The sequence below is a fragment of the Nocardioides humi genome (genome assembly GCF_006494775.1).
GTDB classification, from domain to species: domain Bacteria; phylum Actinomycetota; class Actinomycetes; order Propionibacteriales; family Nocardioidaceae; genus Nocardioides; species Nocardioides humi.
The window spans coordinates 4,512,752-4,527,230 of sequence record NZ_CP041146.1 but is presented as its reverse complement, the minus strand read 5'-3'; the positions used below and the strand labels follow the sequence as shown (position 1 = coordinate 4,527,230).

14 protein-coding genes are annotated in these 14,479 nt (G+C 72.5%); 8 read left to right on the top strand and 6 right to left on the bottom strand.

Going from position 1 to position 14,479, the window contains the following annotated elements:
- Window positions 1-223: 223 nt before the first annotated feature.
- Window positions 224-2,683, bottom strand: coding sequence for a DNA helicase PcrA (gene pcrA / locus FIV44_RS21950; protein WP_141006295.1), 2,460 nt, complete (start codon window positions 2,681-2,683; stop codon window positions 224-226).
- 141 nt (window positions 2,684-2,824) lie between these two features.
- Between pcrA and FIV44_RS21945 the strand changes: the two genes are divergently transcribed.
- Window positions 2,825-4,111 (top strand): type IV toxin-antitoxin system AbiEi family antitoxin domain-containing protein, encoded by a 1,287-nt coding sequence (locus tag FIV44_RS21945; protein WP_141006294.1) that lies wholly within the window; start codon window positions 2,825-2,827, stop codon window positions 4,109-4,111.
- Window positions 4,112-4,387: 276 nt separating this feature from the next.
- Here FIV44_RS21945 and FIV44_RS21940 read toward each other — a convergent pair whose 3' ends face one another.
- Genes FIV44_RS21940 through FIV44_RS21925 form a run of 4 tightly spaced genes read right to left on the bottom strand, consistent with a single transcriptional unit; the run spans window position 4,388 to window position 7,618 of the window.
- The gene (locus tag FIV44_RS21940) at window positions 4,388-4,744 is read right to left on the bottom strand and encodes a hypothetical protein (RefSeq protein WP_141006293.1); all 357 of its coding nucleotides are present in this window, start codon (window positions 4,742-4,744) and stop codon (window positions 4,388-4,390) included.
- Window positions 4,745-4,775: 31 nt separating this feature from the next.
- On the bottom strand, window positions 4,776-5,657 hold the full coding sequence (locus FIV44_RS21935; protein ID WP_219996133.1) for a M15 family metallopeptidase: 882 nt from the start codon (window positions 5,655-5,657) through the stop codon (window positions 4,776-4,778).
- Window positions 5,630-6,301, bottom strand: coding sequence for a LuxR C-terminal-related transcriptional regulator (locus FIV44_RS21930; RefSeq protein WP_141006292.1), 672 nt, complete (start codon window positions 6,299-6,301; stop codon window positions 5,630-5,632). Before FIV44_RS21930 ends, FIV44_RS21935 begins: the two co-directional genes overlap by 28 nt.
- A 6-nt stretch (window positions 6,302-6,307) precedes the next feature.
- Complete coding sequence (locus tag FIV44_RS21925; RefSeq protein WP_141006291.1) at window positions 6,308-7,618, bottom strand: ATP-binding protein; 1,311 nt, start codon at window positions 7,616-7,618, stop codon at window positions 6,308-6,310.
- A 211-nt stretch (window positions 7,619-7,829) separates the two neighbouring features.
- Between FIV44_RS21925 and FIV44_RS21920 the strand changes: the two genes are divergently transcribed.
- Genes FIV44_RS21920 through FIV44_RS21900 form a run of 5 tightly spaced genes read left to right on the top strand, consistent with a single transcriptional unit; the run spans window position 7,830 to window position 11,419 of the window.
- Complete coding sequence (locus FIV44_RS21920; RefSeq protein ID WP_141006290.1) at window positions 7,830-8,987, top strand: PspC domain-containing protein; 1,158 nt, start codon at window positions 7,830-7,832, stop codon at window positions 8,985-8,987.
- A complete protein-coding gene (locus FIV44_RS21915; RefSeq protein WP_141006289.1) occupies window positions 8,984-9,295 on the top strand; it encodes a hypothetical protein in 312 nt (103 codons plus the stop codon). The genes FIV44_RS21920 and FIV44_RS21915 overlap by 4 nt, the downstream gene beginning before the upstream one ends.
- Before the next feature lie 11 nt (window positions 9,296-9,306).
- Complete coding sequence (locus FIV44_RS21910) at window positions 9,307-9,834, top strand: YbaK/EbsC family protein (RefSeq protein WP_246086549.1); 528 nt, start codon at window positions 9,307-9,309, stop codon at window positions 9,832-9,834.
- A gap of 48 nt (window positions 9,835-9,882) precedes the next feature.
- Complete coding sequence (locus FIV44_RS21905) at window positions 9,883-10,425, top strand: SigE family RNA polymerase sigma factor (RefSeq protein WP_246086548.1); 543 nt, start codon at window positions 9,883-9,885, stop codon at window positions 10,423-10,425.
- Window positions 10,418-11,419, top strand: coding sequence for a hypothetical protein (locus FIV44_RS21900; RefSeq protein ID WP_141006287.1), 1,002 nt, complete (start codon window positions 10,418-10,420; stop codon window positions 11,417-11,419). Before FIV44_RS21905 ends, FIV44_RS21900 begins: the two co-directional genes overlap by 8 nt.
- Before the next feature lie 27 nt (window positions 11,420-11,446).
- Here FIV44_RS21900 and npdG read toward each other — a convergent pair whose 3' ends face one another.
- On the bottom strand, window positions 11,447-12,154 hold the full coding sequence (gene npdG, locus FIV44_RS21895) for an NADPH-dependent F420 reductase (RefSeq protein WP_141006286.1): 708 nt from the start codon (window positions 12,152-12,154) through the stop codon (window positions 11,447-11,449).
- 96 nt (window positions 12,155-12,250) lie between these two features.
- On the opposite strand from npdG, the gene FIV44_RS21890 reads away from it, so the two are divergent.
- Together FIV44_RS21890 and FIV44_RS21885 are read left to right on the top strand one after the other, a co-directional pair.
- A complete protein-coding gene (locus tag FIV44_RS21890; protein ID WP_141006285.1) occupies window positions 12,251-13,288 on the top strand; it encodes an LLM class F420-dependent oxidoreductase in 1,038 nt (345 codons plus the stop codon).
- The gene (locus tag FIV44_RS21885) at window positions 13,288-14,436 is read left to right on the top strand and encodes an acyl-CoA dehydrogenase family protein (protein ID WP_141006284.1); all 1,149 of its coding nucleotides are present in this window, start codon (window positions 13,288-13,290) and stop codon (window positions 14,434-14,436) included. The genes FIV44_RS21890 and FIV44_RS21885 overlap by 1 nt, the downstream gene beginning before the upstream one ends.
- Window positions 14,437-14,479 lie beyond the last annotated feature (43 nt).

The window sequence follows — 14,479 nt, the reverse complement described above, 5'->3', positions numbered from 1 at the left end:
CACGGAATCGCCCGAGCTTGCGAGGGCGAACCGCGATCCGGCGTGACATTGGTCGTCGAGTAGCACGGCGCGACTGAGGAACGAAGCCGCGGCGGGCGTATCGAGACGCATGCCGGTTGCGCAGCACAGGCACGGCATCGGCTCACCGTGTCTCGATACGCTCTTCGCGGGTTCGTCCCTCACCCGCGATCGCTACTCGATGACCGATGTCGCTTCGCTCCGGTCAGAGCTTCTCCACCGGCGCGTACCGCAGCAGCAGCCGCTTGACGCCGTCGGAGCCGAAGTCGATCGACGCGACGGACTTGTCCCCCGCACCCTCGACCGACACCACGGTGCCCAGCCCGAAGGTGTCGTGGGTGACCTTGTCGCCGGGGGCGAGGACCGGGATGGGGCGCGAGGTCTTGGACTTGGCGGCGGCGTCGGCACGGGCGGCGGCGGAGCTGAAGTTGCGGCGGCCGGCGGCGGTGGGCTGGCCGAAGCGGTTGCCGGCGTAGTCGTCGGAGCCGCCGGGGCCGCCCGGTCCGCCGTACGACGGTCGCGACCAGCGGGTCTGGTCGGCCTCGGTGCGGCGCCAGTCGACGAGGTCGATGGGGAGCTCGCCGAGGAAGCGGGAGCCCGGGTTCATCGAGGGGGCACCCCAGGCGGAGCGGACCATGGCGCGGGAGACGTACAGGCGCTGGCGGGCGCGGGTGATGCCGACGTACGCCAGGCGCCGCTCCTCCTCCAGCTCGGGCCGGTCGCCGAGGGCGCGGGAGTGGGGGAAGACGCCGTCCTCCATGCCGGTGAGGAAGACGACCGGGAACTCCAGGCCCTTGGCGGTGTGCAGGGTCATCAGGGTGACGACGCCCTGGTCCTCGGGGGCATCCGGGTCGTCCTCGGGCGCGTCGGGGATCTGGTCGGCGTCGGCCACCAGCGCGACCCGCTCGAGGAAGTCGGCCAGGCCGGGCTCGAGGATGCCGGCGTCGACGTCGGCGGGATCGGCCGAGGGGCCGGCGACGGGGTCCTCGGCGAACTCCCGGGCCACGGCGACGAGCTCGGCGAGGTACTCCAGCCGGGTCTCGTCCTGCAGGTCGTCGGAGTTCTCCAGGCTGACGAGGTAGCCCGACCGGTCGAGCACGGTCTCGAGGATCACGTCGGGCCGCTCGCGCGCCTCGACCATCTGCTGCAGCTCCTGGACCAGCGCGACGAAGCCCTCGATCGCGGTCTGGCTGCGGGTGGCCAGGCCGGGGGCCTCGCCGGCGCGCTGCAGCGCCTCCCAGTACGTGATCCGCTCCCGCTCGGCGAAGGCGCCGATCGCCGCCTCCGCGCGCTGCCCGATGCCGCGGCGGGGGGTGTTGACGATCCGGCGCAGCGACACCTGGTCGTCGGGGTTCACCAGCACCCGCAGGTACGCCAGCGCGTCCCGGATCTCCCTGCGGTCGTAGAACCGTGTGCCGCCGACGACCTTGTAGGGCATGCCGGTGCGGACGAAGATCTCCTCGAACACGCGGGACTGCGCGTTGGTCCGGTAGAACACCGCCACGTCCGCCGCGCGCATGCCCGCGTCGACCAGCTTGTCGATCTCCCCCGAGACGAACCGCGCCTCGTCGTGCTCGTCGTCGGCGACGTACCCGACGATCTTCTCGCCGTCTCCGGCGTCGGACCACAGCCGCTTCGGCTTACGGCTCTCGTTGCGCTCGATGACGGCGTTGGCGGCGCTCAGCACGGTCTGGGTGGAGCGGTAGTTCTGCTCGAGCAGGATGGTCCGCGCGTCCGGGAAGTCCTTCTCGAAGTCGAGGATGTTGCGGATGTCGGCGCCGCGGAAGGCGTAGATCGACTGGTCGGCGTCGCCGACGACCATCAGCTCCGCCGGCGGCACCCGGTCGGCCGGCAGCCCGTCGAGCGTGGTCGGGTCGTGCTCCTCGAGGTCCTGCCCGCAGAGCTGGTGGATGAGGGCGTACTGGGCGTGGTTGGTGTCCTGGTACTCGTCGACCAGGATGTGCCGGAACCGCCGCCGGTAGGTCTCGCGCACGTCCGGCTTGAGCTGGAACAGCCGGACCGTCTCCATGATCAGGTCGTCGAAGTCCATCGCGTTCGCCTCGCGCAACCGCCGCTGATAGGCGGAGTACGCCGCGGCGTACGTCTCGTCGCTCGTGTTGCGGGCCTCCGCCGCGACCTCGTCGGGCTCGCGCAGCTCGTTCTTCTGGTTGCTGATCCAGTGCAGCACCGGCCCCGGCTGGTAGCGCCGCGGGTCGAGCTCGAGGTCGCTGCAGACCAGCTGGATCAGGCGCTTCTGGTCCTGGGTGTCGTAGATCGAGAAGTTCGACCGCAGCCGCTCGTAGCCGAGGTGCTCGACCTCCTTGCGCAGGATCCGCACGCACGCCGAGTGGAAGGTGCTCACCCACATGATCCGGGCGCGGTTGCCGACCAGCTCGGCCACCCGCTCCTTCATCTCCGCGGCGGCCTTGTTGGTGAAGGTGATCGCGAGGATCGAGCCCGGATGGGCCTTGCGGACGGCGATCGTCCACGCGATCCGGCGCGTCAGCACCCGGGTCTTGCCCGAGCCGGCACCGGCCACGACGAGCAGCGGCGCGCCCTCGTGTCGTACGGCCTCGCGTTGGGGGTCGTTGAGCCCCTCGAGGAGGGACTGTGCCGTGAGGGGCGAAGGGGCGGTGAGGGCCGGAGGCGTCGCGGAGTCGATCATGCTCCCGCCAGCCTACGGCGCCGCGCCGACGCCCGTGACTGCTGGTCGCGCGGGGGGCTCGGCACGCGCTGTAACACGTGGTTCGCCTGCCTGAGCGCCGCGCAGCACCTGTAACACGTTGTTCGCTGCTCAAGCAGCCGCATGACTTCGCCAAACCCGGTCTGTACGCGGCTGCTACCACCGGGACGGGGCTGGAAGAGTTGCGAACCACGTGTTACATGCGACCGACCCGACCGATCCCACCCGTCGCATCCGTTCCATCGCGGCCCGCGACTCATCCACAGGGCCCGCAGCTCGGCGTGTTGTCCACAGCCATCGACCGGAGCCGCGTCCGGCGTCCGCCTCATCGCGCAAGGTCTGCTCATGAACAGTCGAGTCATCGCCGTGATGAGTACGCAATGGGGCCTGATCACCCGACCACAGGCCATTGCGGCCGGCATGTCCGCCCAACAGATCGACCGTCTCGTCAACTCCGGGCGCTGGACCGCCGTACGGCGCGGTGTCTACGCCGAGACGCGGTACGTCGACACGCTCACCAGCCACGCCGAGCAGCGGATGCTGGCGGATCGCGCGGCGAGTCTGCGTATGCGTCATCCCCACGTGATGAGTCACCACTCGGCGGCCTACGCGCTCCGGCTACCCGTCCTGCGGGAACCGGATCCGACCTCTCATCTGACCCGACCCGGTATCGTCGGCACGCACCGGCGCGACGGAATCGCACAGCATCTCGCGCCGTACCCGCCGGAGCAGGTCTGCATCGTCGGCGGCATGTCGATGCTCGGACTGGCGCGGACCGCGCTCGACATCGTCCGCGAGCATGGCTACCTGGCGGGTCTGGTCGCGGTCGATTCCGCGATGAGGCTGGGCGTCACTCGCAGGGACCTGCTGGAGGTGGCGCGGCAGATGTACTGCTGGCCGCACTCCACCGTGATCCGCGACGTGATCGCCTCAGCCACCCCGCATACGGACTCGATCGGCGAGACGCTCCTGCGCGACTCGGTGGAGAGCCTGGGGTTCGGGACGCCCGAGGTCCAGTTCGGCCTCACCGCCGACGGACGTACGGTCTGGTGCGATGTCCGCCTCGGCCGACAGATCTACGAGTTCGACGGCAAGGTGAAGATCCTCGCCCCCGTCGACGGCGGGTACGCCGACCGGCCGGCCACGGACGTCCTCTGGGCCGAGAAGGGGCGTCAGGACTTCATCGCGGGATTCAAGCTCGGCGTGTGCCGGGTGACGTGGGGCGACGTCTGGGGCCCGGGCGCGAACCTGGGCAGGAGCCGGATGCTGCGCGAGTACCTCGCCACCTGCGAGCGCTACGGCACGGACATCGCCGACCTCGCGGCGTACCGACCCCGTGGTCCCCGACCACGGCCGCAGCTGCGCCCGCCCACCTACCGGATCATGGGCTGGGAGCGCTGGGCAGCCTGACCGTCGGACCTTCCGCCAGGCTCTCCATCGGGCTCGTTCTGGTCTCGTGCGCCGTCGCACGAACCGGGACGCGCCGCCCTGATGTCGTGCTGTAACACGTTGTTCGCTGCTCTACCCGCCCGAACACTTCGTTTTTCGGGCCCTGTGGCGGGCTGCAACCACAGGCATGCGGCTGCTAGGTCTGAGGACTACGTGTTACAGCAGAGACCTGGCTGCCAGAGGGGCGAACTGCGTGTTACAGCGGTGCACGGCTCCGCGACAGGGAGCCCGGCCGGATCAGCTGTGGACGGGCGACCAGAGCACGGCGATGCAGACCTCGGCGACGGAGAGGACGAGCAGGCCGGCCCAGAGGCCGTCGGGGATCTTGGCCTTGCGCAGGTTGGCCATCACGAGCACCAGGAGGACCAGGCCGATGGCGAGCTTGACGCCCACCTTGGCGTGGTTGACCGGGTCGTCGCCGCCCTCGAGGACGCCGACGAGGAGCAGGCCGGCGAGGAACGCCGTGCCGACGCCGTCGCGCATCACGCCGGTCACCTTCTTGTCGGCCGATCCGGCCTGCGCCAGCAGCCCGCCGATCAGGGCCGAGAAGCCCAGGATGTGGAGGATGAGCAGGATCAGGCGCACGGTCTCCATGCCCGAACTGTATGCGGTGGCGGACCCCGGATCAGCGACCGGTCGCGGAGAAGTGCTGGTAGTCCTTCAGCGAGCTCCACGAGCCGCCCCAGGTCCAGCCGATCCGGGCGAACTCGCGCACGACCAGGTCGCCGGCGTGGATGATGCCGGGCTGGGTGCGACTCCGGTCGAGGTACGCCGACGCCCGCTCCGGCAGCACCACGTCGCCCTTGTGGTACGGGTTGAGGAACGGGTTGACGTCGATCGCGAGACCGTACGCGTGGGCCGACCACGAGGTCTGGCCGCGGGCCGCGCGGCAGACCAGCGCGGCGGTGTCGTTGCCGTCGCCGGTGGGCGGTGCGTCGAGGTCGGCGGTGGTCGGCAGCCGCATCTCCTCGATCGGGTACCCGGCCGCGAAGAGCGCGCGGAACACCGACACCACGTCGTCGGCCACCTTGGCGGCGAGCACCAGCTCGCCGGTGTGCGCCTTGCCGTCGAAGCCCCGGAAGGAGACGTTCACGTACGCCAGGTCCGCCAGCGCCACCGGGCAGGCGGGCGACCAGGTCTCCCCCATCCGCTGGCGGATCGCGTCGGTGACCGGCCCGACGCTCGCATGGAACTCCCCGTCCGCGGGCGGTGGCAGCAGGTCCTTCGTCGGGAACCGGCGCACCCGCAGCGGCTTCGGCGTCGGCCGGATCTCGCCGTACCCGTCCGGCGTGCGCGGCAGGACGTGGACGCCGAGCTCCCAGTCGGAGTACGCCGGGCCGGGGTCGCTCGGCGGGGCGGTCGGCGACGGAGCCGGCGAGATCGGCGACGGCGTGGGCGACGCGGCCGGCGGCTCGCTCGTCGTACCACCGGAGCATCCGGCGAGCAGCGCGGCGACGAGGAGCAGCCCCGCGCCGCGGATCACAGCAGCCGCCGGTCCGAGGCCCACCGGGTCAGCTCGTGCCGCGAGGACAGCTGCAGCTTGCGCAGCACCGACGACATGTGGGTCTCGACCGTCTTGATCGAGATGAACAGCTCCTTGGCGACCTCCTTGTAGGAGTACCCGCGCGCGATCAGCCGCATCACCTCCCGCTCCCGCTCGGTGAGCCGGTCGAGGTCCTCGTCCACGCTCGCGAGGTCGGCGGAGAGCCCGGCGCCGGCGAAGGCATCGAGCACGAAGCCGGCCAGCCGCGGCGAGAAGACGGCGTCCCCGTCGGCGACCCGGGCGATCGCGTCGACCAGCTCGGGCCCGGTGATCGTCTTGGTGACGTACCCGCGGGCGCCGCCGCGGACGGTGCCGATGACGTCCTCCGCCGCGTCGGACACCGACAGCGCGAGGAAGCGCACGTCGCCGTCCTTGACCCGCCGGATCACCTCGACGCCGCCTCCGCCGGGCAGGTGCACGTCCAGCAGTACGACGTCCGGCCGGTGCTGCTGGACGGCCGCGACGGCCTCGTCGACATCGGCGGCCTCGGCCACGACCTCGACCCGGCCGGCGCCCGTGGCACCCAGCTCGGCGCTGACGCCGCGACGGAACATGGCGTGGTCGTCGACGACCACCACGCGCACCGGCCCCTCAAGGTTCTTCGACAACGTCTCTCACTCCCCTGACCCATTCTGAACCTCGAGCCGCAGCCGGATCTCGGTGCCCTCGCCGGGCGCGGACCGGATCTCGGCCCGGCCGCCGTGCCGCTCCATGCGGTCGATGATGCTGCGTCGGACGCCGAGCCGGTCCTCCGGGGTGGCGTCCGGGTCGAAGCCGGCGCCACGGTCGCGGACGAACACGTCGATGCCGGCCTCGGTGATCTCGGCATACACGTCGACGCGCGGCACGCCGGCGTGCTTGGCCGCGTTGGTCGTGGCCTCGCGGGCGGCCTGGACGATCGGGCGGGCGGACTCGTCGTAGTCGCGGTCGCCGACGGCGACCACGTCGACGGTCACGCCGTACGCGTCCTCGATCTCGGCCGCGGCGGCCCGCAGGGCGCTGGCGACGGTGGCCTCGTCCATCGACTCGCCGGCGTAGAGCCAGGCGCGCAGGTCCCGCTCCTGGGCGCGGGCCAGGCGGGCGGCGTCGGCGGGGTTCTTCTGGATCAGCGCGAGGGTCTGCAGGACGGAGTCGTGCAGGTGGGCGGCGACGTCGGCGCGCTCCTGCGTGCGGACCCGCTCGGCCCGCTCGTCGCTGAGCTCGGCGAGCAGCCGGTAGACCAGCGGTCCGAGCACGATCACCAGGCCGCCGATCGCCAGCAGCACGGCGATCACCGCGTCGCGGGCCACCGACAGCGAGCCGTCGCGGAGGGTGAAGAGGACGAGCGCGACGACGACGAGGCCGACGCCGGCGGCGATCCGGGCCCAGGCGGCCCAGCCGCCGCCACCGAGGAACATCCGCACCGGGTCGATCCGATCGGTCGCGTCGAGCCAGCGCTCGCGCTGCGCCTCGTCGGCCTGGCGCCACAGCAGGGCGACGCCGACGACGGCGATGCCGAGCGGCCAGATCCACCAGCCGGTGCCGAGCAGCGCCTCGGTCGCGAACACCGCGCCCACGCCGAGGACGGCGAGGGTGACGACCGGCCCGATGTCGGAGAGGCGGCGCCCGCGGCCGGGGCGGCGCCCGTCCCGCGCGGCACTCGCCAGGCCCGGGGCGACCAGCTCGGGCGGGGGCCCGGCGGGCAGCAGCGCCCACAGGGCGGCGTACGTCAGCACGCCGAAGCCGCCGATGACCGTGGTGATGACGAACGCCACCCGCACCATGCGGACCGAGACGCCGAGGTGCGCGGCGAGCCCGGCGGCGACCCCGCCGATCATCGGGTCGCGCAGATCGCGCCAGGCGCGCCGGACGTCGCGGACGTCCTGGCCGGCCGGTGCGCCGGGTGCGGCGGCCGGCGGCGCAGGGGTGGTCGCAGCGGTGCTCATGATGCCTCCATCGTCACACAGCGGGCCCCGCGCCAGCAGCGGGAAGCACCCTGAGCCGACCCTGATGCCCACCCCGGGGGATGCGGCAGGATCAGGGCTGTCCCCGATGGTCCGCAGGCCGTCGACCCCGCAGGCTGGATGACATGAAACCACCCCACGAAGTTCTTCTCCCCCGCTTCGCTCCTCCGAACAACTTCGCAGGGACCCCGGAATGAACGCACCGACCGACACCGAGAACGAGCCCCCGGGCTCGGGCCCGCGCGTGACCCGCGACGAGGTCCGCGACCTGGCCCGGATCCGGCGCAGCCGCGACGACCGCAAGGTCGCCGGCGTCGCGGCGGGGATCGCCCGCCACCTCGACATCGACCCGCTGCTCGTCCGGGTGGCGTTCGTGGTGCTCACGTTCTTCGGTGGCGGCGGCCTGATCCTGTACGCCGTGTGCTGGCTCCTGGTCCCCGAGGAGGGCACCGAGGAGTCGGTGATCCGCGTCGACGAGGGCATCCGTACGGCGGCCCTCATCATCGCCGGCGTCGTCACCGTCGCCTCCGTCATCGGGGACACCGTGGGCGGCCCGGACTTCCCGTGGCCGCTGCTCGTGGCGGGGCTGGTGCTGATCCTGGTCCTCGGCGGCAAGCAGGCGATCAAGCCGGGCGGCCCGACCCACCCGTGGCTGCGCGGCGGTCCCCCGCCGGGCTCGCCCGTGGGCGAGCCCGGAGCCGCCTACCCGGGCTACCGGCCCGGCCCGCCGCCGTCCCCGCGGCGTCCCCGCGACCCGCGCCGCCGCGGCCCGCTGCTCTTCCCCTTCACCGTCGGGCTCGCCGCCCTCGGCGTCGGCGTCCTCGGCACGCTCCAGCTGGCGGGCGTCGACATCACGCCCTCGGCGTACCCCGCGACGGTGCTGGGCGCCTGCGGCCTGATGCTGCTCGTCGGCGCGTTCTACGGCCGGGCCGGCGGCCTGATCTTCGTCGGCCTGGTGGCCGCGGCGGCCACCGCCGTCACCTCGCTCGCCGGCAACCTCGAGCTCGGCCAGGTCAAGCCCGCGCTGCACCAGGCGGCCGACCTGGACCCCTCCTACGAGCTCGGCATCGGCGAGATCCTCATCGACCTGCGCGACATCGACGACCTGGAGGCGCTGGACGGCCAGACCCTCGACCTCGAGCTCGCGGTCGGCCACATCGTGGTGATCGTCCCCGGGGAGGGCCTCAACGTGGAGGCGTCCGGCACCATCGACGCGGGCGAGGTGGTCATGTTCGGCAAGAAGACCAGCGACGACGGCAAGGGCAGCTACGGCACCGACGCCGACGACCCCACGCTGACGGTCGAGGCCGACCTCGACCTCGGCCAGATCGAGTTCAGGAGCGCGTCATGAGCGACCCCACCACCGAGCTGCCCCGCGAGGAGCGACCCGCGGACGGCGCCGGCCGCGACCGCCGTACCGGACGGCACCCGGTCAACACCGGCCACCTGGTCATGGGCGTCGCGTTCGCCGGGCTGGTGATCGTGTGGGCGCTGCTCACCAGCGACACCGTGAAGCTGGAGAACGCCGGCTGGATCCTCGGGCTGCCCTGGCTGGTCGCCGGCGCCGCGGGACTGCTGGCGTCGGTGTTCCGCAGCCGCCGCCACGACGACCAGGCCGGGGACCAGTGGGACGACCACCGGATGCGGGGCTGGCAGTGACCCTCCCCCAGTTGACCGGCCTGACCTCGCTCGTCGCGCTCGAGCACCCCGAGCTGGTCGCCCCGTCCGTCGCGACCGCCCTCGGCGCCTGGCCCGGCGCCGAGCGGATCGCCGTCGTCGAGATCGACCCCGAGCTGGCCGACACGGCCGCCATGAGCGCGGCCTACGACGTCCCGATGGAGGCCGGTGCCAACTGCGTCCTCGTCGCCGGCAGGCGGGAGGGCGAGGAGCGGGTGGCCGCGTGCCTGGTGCGCGCCGACACCCGCGCCGACGTCAACCACACGGTGAAGCGGCTGCTCGACGTCCGCAAGCCGTCGTTCCTGCCGCTGGAGCGGGCGGTCGCCGAGTCGGGCATGGAGTACGGCGGCATCACGCCGGTCGGCCTGCCCGCGAACTGGCGGCTGCTGGTCGACGCCCGCGTCCCCGAGATGGAGCTCGCCGTGATCGGCTCCGGCCTGCGCCGTTCGAAGCTGCTCGTGCCCGGCGAGCTGTTCGCGCGGGCGCCGGGGGCCGAGGTGGTCGAGGGGCTCGCCGGCTGACAACCTTTCGGCACCTCCACCCGCTTCCTGCAGGTGAGAGGGGTGCCGATGGAGCGAACGGTGGTGGACGGGACGATGCCGCACGACGCCGTCGAGGACGACGGGCTCGACGGCTTCGACGGCTTCGTCGCGGCGCGCGGCGACGCGCTGTGGCGCTCCGCATGGCTGCTGACCGGCGACCACCAGCTCGCCGAGGACCTCGTGCAGACGGCGCTGGCGAAGTCGTGGCGGGCCTGGGAGCGGGTCGGCGCCGACGGCTTCGAGGCCTACGTCCGGCGGGTCGTGTACACGACGTACGTCTCCTGGTGGCGCCGCAGGTGGCGGGGCGAGCGCCCGACCGAGCACCTGCCGGAGCGGGCCGCGGCCGCCGAGGACCGCGACGCCCGCAGCGACCTGGTCGCCGCGTTGGCCCGGCTGCCCCGCGGGCAGCGGGCGGTCGTCGTGCTGCGCTACTTCGAGGACCTCACCGAGCAGCAGACGGCCGCCGTCCTCGGGATCGGCGTCGGCACCGTGAAGAGTCAGTGCTCGCGCGCCATCGGGGCGCTGCGCTCCTCTCCCCACCTGCGACGAGAGGAGCCCGGCGATGACTGACGAGGAGTGGCTGCGTGCGGGGCTGGCCGACGCGGTGCCGGAGGCGCCGGCGGTCCCGGACCGGGCGGCGGGCGCCCGCACGCTGGCCCGGCGCGCTCGTCGTACGACGCTGCTGGCGGCGGGTGGCGTCGCCGCGTCGGTGCTGGTCGTCGTCGCGATCATCGCCACCCCGGGCGACGGCGGTCGGGTCCCAGACCACGCGGCGGACCGGAGCCCGACCGCGCCGGTCGACGCAGGGGCGTGCCCGCCCGACCCGGTGGACGCCCGGACGCGGACCGGGCCCGACCACGTCCCGGACGGCGCCGCCTCGGTGCGGCTGTGCGAGGGCGACGGCGGGCCGATCGAGGTGCCGGCCGATGCGTTGGTGACGGACGTCGACGAGGTCGCGGCGGCGGTGAACGGGCTGGACCTCAAGTCGCCCGACACCAACTGCACCGCGGAGCTCGGCCCCGGCTACCAGCTGGTCTTCGCCTACGCCGACGGGTCCACCGTCGTCGCGTCCGGCGCCCTCTACGGCTGCCGGGAGGTGGTCGTCGACGGTGTGGAGCGGTTGGGTGCGGACCTGCCGTGGCAGCGCTTCATCGACCTGCTGCGGGACCAGCGGGAGCGGCTCGCTCCCCCGGCGGCGCCGGACGCCGCCGCGATCGACTGCGCGAGGGACCCGGCCTCGCCGACGCTCGGCCGGCCGCAGGACCTCGCCGTGGCGGTGCTCTGCGTCGCGGACGGGCCGCCGGCACCGATCTCGGCCGCCGAGCTCGACCTGCTGCTCGACGACCTGGACGCCAACACCCGCCGGAACGCCGGGTACGTCGACTGCGGCGCGCCGCCGCCGTTCCCCCGGTTCGTCGGCCTGACGGCCTGGGCGGACCGGGTCGAGGTGCGCTCGGACTGCGGCAACGGGTGGTTCTCGGTCGACGACGCCACCAACAGCGTGTGGCGGCCGGGCCCCGAGGCGCGCGCCCTCATCGAGCGGCTGGTCGGGGAGGCGGGCTGACGCCTCCCCGACCGACGCGCGGCGGGCTCAGTGCTCGCCGAGGCCGGTGACCCGGATGCCCGAGTGGGTCTTGTACTTGCGGTTGATCGAGATCAGCACCGCGGTGAAGGGCTCGAGCACCCGGGCGAGACGGAGCTTGCCGCCGTCCACGCCGGGGCGGCCGGTGACGGAGGCGGCGAGGTCGATGGCGACCTGCTTGCCGTCGGCGGAGTCGCCGACGACGATGACGTCCTCGTCCAGGAACTCGTCCTCGCCCCACAGCGCGGGGGCGGCGACATTGTGGAAGGCGCCGACGACGGTCGCCTCGGGGGCGATCTCGGCGGCGGACTCGGCGGCCGAGCCCTCGCCGCCGTTGATCACCCGGCCGTGGGCGCCGCGCTTGTCGAACGCGAGGGGGTTCACGCAGGAGATCACGGTCTTGCCGTCCAGGGCCCCGCCCGAGGCCAGCGCGGCGACGAGCTCGTCGTGGCCGTCGTACGGGACGGCGAGGAGGACGACGTCGGCGGCCGCGATCGCGTCGGCGTTGGCGGCGCCGCGCGCCGTGCCGGCGCCGTCGACGCCGGCGAGGCGCTCGGTCACCTCGGCGGCGACGGTCTCGGCCTTCTCGGCGGCGCGGGAGCCGAGGACGATGTCGTGGCCGTGGCGCGCGAAGCGGTAGCCCAGGCCCTTGCCCTGCGGTCCGGTGCCGCCGATGACGGCGACGGTGTAGCGGGGGGAGGAGGTCTCAGAAGTCACGCTTCCTCCTATCACGGCGGCACCCGCCCGCGGAGACCGGTCTCACGCCCGGCACCCCATGGACATTGTGACAGTATTACTGTCACAGTTGTGCCCATGAGACTCTCGATGCCCCTCGTCTACGCCGGCAACCCGCGCGAATCGGCCGACCAGGTCGTCGCGCTGGAGAAGGCCGGACTCGACACCATCTGGGTCGCCGAGCCGTACGGCTTCGACGCGCCGACCCTGATGGGCTACCTCGCCGCCAAGACCGACACGGTCGAGATCGGCGCCGGCATCCTCAACGTCTTCTCGCGTACGCCGGGCGCGCTGCTGCAGACCGCCGCCGGCCTCGACAACGTCTCCGGCGGCCGCGGCGTCCTCGGCCTCGGCGCGTCCGGCCCCCAGGTCATCGAGGGCTTCCACGGCCTGCCGTACGACCGCCCGCTGACCCGCACCCGCGAGGTGATCGAGGTGCTCCGGATGGGCCTGCGCGGCGAGCGCCTCGACTACCAGGGCAAGACCGTCCAGGTCCCCCTCCCCGAGGGCCAGGGTCTCGGACTCGGCAAGCCGCTCAAGCTCCTCAACCGCCCCGAGCGGGCCGACCTGCCGATCTGGGTCGCGGCGCTGGGCGACAAGAACGTCGCGATGACCGCCGAGGTCGCCGACGGCTGGCTGCCCTTCCTCTACTACCCCGAGAAGGCGAAGGAGGTCTGGGGCGAGCCCCTCGCCCGGGGCGCCGCCCGGCGCTCCGCCGACCTGCGCCCGCTCGAGATCTCCGCCGGCGGCATGGTCGCGATCGGCGAGGGCCCCGAGACCAAGGCGCTGCTCGACTTCATGCGCCCCCTCTACGCCCTGTACGTCGGCGGGATGGGCGCGCGCGACAAGAACTTCTACAACCAGCTGGCCTGCGAGTACGGCTTCGAGAAGGAGGCCAAGGAGATCCAGGACCTCTACCTGTCGGGCAAGAAGAAGGAGGCCGAGGCGCTGGTCCCGCTCGAGTGGCTGGAGGCCGGCAACCTGGTCGGCCCGGCGTCGTACGTCCGGGAGCGGATCGCCGCCTTCCGGGAGTCCGGCGTGACCAACCTCTCCGTCTCACCGGCCAGCGACGACCCGGCCGGCACCATCGCACAGATCAAGGAGTGGGTGAGCTGATGCCCGAGCGTCCCAGCATCTACGAGACCGAGCACGAGGACTTCCGCAGGACCGCGCGCACCTTCCTCGAGCGCGAGGTCGTCCCGCACCACGAGCAGTGGGAGAAGGACGGGCTCATCGACCGCGACGTCTGGCGCAAGGCCGGCCGGGCGGGCCTGCTCGGCTTCGAGGTCCCCGAGGAGTACGACGGCCCGGGGATCCGGGACTTCCGCTACCACATGGTGCTGACCGAGGAGATCGCCCGGGTCGCCGCGACCGGCCTCGGCTTCGCGCTCCACAACGACATCACCGTCCCCTACCTGGTGGCGCTGGCCGACGACGAGCAGAAGGCGCGCTGGCTGCCCGGCACCGTGTCGGGCGACATCGTCACCGCCATCGCGATGACCGAGCCGGGCGCGGGCTCCGACCTGCAGGGCATCCGCACCACGGCCGTCGACAAGGGCGATCACTACGTCCTCAACGGCTCGAAGACCTTCATCACCAACGGCATCCACTCCGACCTGGTGATCGTCGTCGCCCGGACCGATCCCGACGCCGGCGCCCACGGCATCAGCCTGCTCGTCGTCGAGGAGGGCATGGCCGGCTTCACCCGCGGCCGCAACCTCGACAAGCTCGGGCTCAAGGCGCAGGACACCGCCGAGCTCAGCTTCGACGACGTCGAGGTGCCGAAGGCGAACCTGCTCGGCGAGGAGGGCCAGGGCTTCGTCTACCTGATGCAGAACCTCCCCCAGGAGCGGGTCTCGATCGCCACCATCGCGATCGCGGCGATCGAGCACGTCCTCGACCTCACCCTCGACTACGTCAAGAGCCGCGAGGCGTTCGGCAAGCCGATCGGCACGTTCCAGAACACCCGCTTCGTGCTGGCCGAGATGGCGACCGAGGCGTATGTCGCCCGCACCTTCGTGAACCACTGCGTCGAGCTGCTCAACGAGGGCAAGGTCGACACGGCGCTGGCGTCCATGGCCAAGTGGTGGACCACCGAGCTGCAGAAGAAGATCGTCGACCAGGGCCTGCAGATGCACGGCGGCTACGGCTACATGCTGGAGTACCCCATCGCCAAGGCGTACGCCGACACCCGGATCCAGACGATCTACGGCGGCACGACCGAGATCCAGAAGGAGATCATCGGCCGGTTCCTCGGCCTCTGACCCCCGCTGCACGGCGTACGACGACCCCGGAATGTCACATTTC

Excerpts from the sequence above, each read along its gene's own strand:
- FIV44_RS21900 (WP_141006287.1), top strand. The coding sequence starts at position 10,418 with ATGACTGACGAGGAGTGGCTGCGTGCGGGGCTGGCCGACGCGGTGCCG.
- FIV44_RS21885 (WP_141006284.1), top strand. The coding sequence starts at position 13,288 with ATGCCCGAGCGTCCCAGCATCTACGAGACCGAGCACGAGGACTTCCGC.
- FIV44_RS21940 (WP_141006293.1), bottom strand. The coding sequence starts at position 4,744 with ATGGAGACCGTGCGCCTGATCCTGCTCATCCTCCACATCCTGGGCTTC.
- FIV44_RS21945 (WP_141006294.1), top strand. The coding sequence starts at position 2,825 with ATGACTTCGCCAAACCCGGTCTGTACGCGGCTGCTACCACCGGGACGG.
- pcrA (WP_141006295.1), bottom strand. The coding sequence starts at position 2,683 with ATGATCGACTCCGCGACGCCTCCGGCCCTCACCGCCCCTTCGCCCCTC.
- FIV44_RS21915 (WP_141006289.1), top strand. The coding sequence starts at position 8,984 with ATGAGCGACCCCACCACCGAGCTGCCCCGCGAGGAGCGACCCGCGGAC.
- FIV44_RS21890 (WP_141006285.1), top strand. The coding sequence starts at position 12,251 with ATGAGACTCTCGATGCCCCTCGTCTACGCCGGCAACCCGCGCGAATCG.
- FIV44_RS21925 (WP_141006291.1), bottom strand. The coding sequence starts at position 7,618 with ATGAGCACCGCTGCGACCACCCCTGCGCCGCCGGCCGCCGCACCCGGC.
- FIV44_RS21920 (WP_141006290.1), top strand. The coding sequence starts at position 7,830 with ATGAACGCACCGACCGACACCGAGAACGAGCCCCCGGGCTCGGGCCCG.
- FIV44_RS21905 (WP_246086548.1), top strand. The coding sequence starts at position 9,883 with ATGGAGCGAACGGTGGTGGACGGGACGATGCCGCACGACGCCGTCGAG.